The sequence below is a fragment of the Vibrio sp. TMPB1044 genome, assembly GCF_030442075.1.
In the GTDB taxonomy this organism is placed as follows: domain Bacteria; phylum Pseudomonadota; class Gammaproteobacteria; order Enterobacterales; family Vibrionaceae; genus Vibrio; species Vibrio satsumensis.
In genome coordinates this window covers 1-1,611 of sequence record NZ_JAUJED010000016.1, presented here as the reverse complement: position 1 = coordinate 1,611, position 1,611 = coordinate 1, and the positions used below count along the sequence as shown (strand labels likewise).

2 protein-coding genes are annotated in these 1,611 nt (G+C 39.2%); both read right to left on the bottom strand.

What is annotated here, in order from left to right; all coding sequences use genetic code 11:
* Positions 1–107: 107 nt before the first annotated feature.
* Positions 108–443: a hypothetical protein gene (locus QQ041_RS11085; protein WP_285953939.1), complete on the bottom strand. Its 336-nt coding sequence runs from the start codon at positions 441–443 to the stop codon at positions 108–110.
* 843 nt (positions 444–1,286) lie between these two features.
* Positions 1,287–1,611, bottom strand: a 325-nt coding sequence (locus QQ041_RS11080) for a response regulator (protein WP_285953938.1), incomplete at its 5' end; no start/stop codon positions are given.

The following is a 1,611-nucleotide window of genomic DNA, read 5'->3' as shown; positions in this document are numbered from 1 at the left end:
CTATCATTATTTTGACCTACTGGTGTTTAATTACTCTTAATTTTTCTGCTCATATTCTTAGCTATCATGCGCTAATTTAGAAAGCGTTAAAGTTCCAGGTCAATGCTCTAAAGCTCTAAAGCTCGTAAAGCCTCACCTAGCAGGTCTTCTGGCGAAAGGTTAGAGTGGGTGTTCATTATACTTTCGATTCTCCTTGTAGGAAAAGATTTACAAGTCTTCCCTTTACCATCAAAGTCCTCTTGTCTTCTGCCGTATGCAATGTACACATTAATGAGAGTACACTCCCTCTCTCTCACTGAGCAGGTAATTTTCCTGAGTTTTTTTTGAAGACCTTCAAACATTCTATCAAGGCTTTGTTCACTATTTGCCTTAGTAAAGTGACCATAGACTTCAGAGATAGTGCTATTTATTGATAGCTCAAACCTATGTACTTCTTGTTTCATTTAAAATAACTCAAGTATTATTGGGATTTTTATTACACATACTATAACCAAAAAAATTGAAAGTTATTGGTTAATCAATTTAGTCAGCTTTGGCTCTCTTTGTTATCAGCTTTTGTCGACAAAGCTAACTGCTTCCAGTTACAAAATACATCATGGCACTCGCCATGAGTCGCGACGACATACTGACTCAGAGTTGGACATTTGCGAGTCAGTGACTTTTCTAAATTAGCTATTCACGGATAACTTTAGATATTACAAATGACTTAGCGACACCGCTTGATAGGGTGCCGTCCGTGATAGGAAATGGGCAAAACCTGACTCAGCGATCTGTCTAGATAGATTGACTCTATGCAGTACCCCATCAACCTATGAAACGCTTCTTCCCATTCCTTGTTTGGAGTGCATTACCTACTCATTTAACTGGGCACCAGTTTGACCTACTAAAACTAATCGTTAAGAATATTCAAACTCTATCTGTAACCCTTCAACATGATCAAAGTTTGCCCAGAAGTAACACCGCAACAAAGCCCGTGAAGTGTCCAGCTCTGCTAGTACGAATCAGTACTTGGAAGGCCATAAAACTGATCACACTAATGAGCTAGCCATCGCTAACTTAGCTATTCAAATCGGTATCTACAGCTGTCTAAAGTAGCTTTAACAGCAATCGATATAATTCTTGGATAATTGCCGTAGTTTCTTATCCGTAGTTTGGCTTCTTTAGAGCAGCACATTCGAGGCACCATTTTAGGCTATGACTTAGCTAACCCTTATAGCTAAACAACATAGTCCTGGTAGTAAAGTATTTATGATTGGTGTTGATAAGTGCAGTGATGTCACATCATATTAATGACGAAGAGCAAACGCTGATTCGTGTTCTCTATCCATCGTTTTAATATGATTGAGATGACGAGAAAGCGCCTCTGCAAGATCCGATTTTATCAAAGGTTTAGCTAATACTTCATTTGCGCCAGCCTCTAAAAACGCATGGGTAGATGTTTGCATAATATCGGCAGTCCACCCAAAGATAACAAGGTCATGATAGCCCGCTTCCCGTATTCTTTTAACTGTTGCCACACCGTTCATTTTCGGCATATGGTTATCAATTATTACAAGGTTGAAGTTGTCCGACTCCAGTAGACTTAATGCCTCATAACCATCCCCACAAGTA

What these genes read in the sequence shown, in the direction of transcription:
- QQ041_RS11085 (WP_285953939.1), bottom strand. Translation starts at nt 443, where the DNA reads ATGAAACAAGAAGTACATAGGTTTGAGCTATCAATAAATAGCACTATC.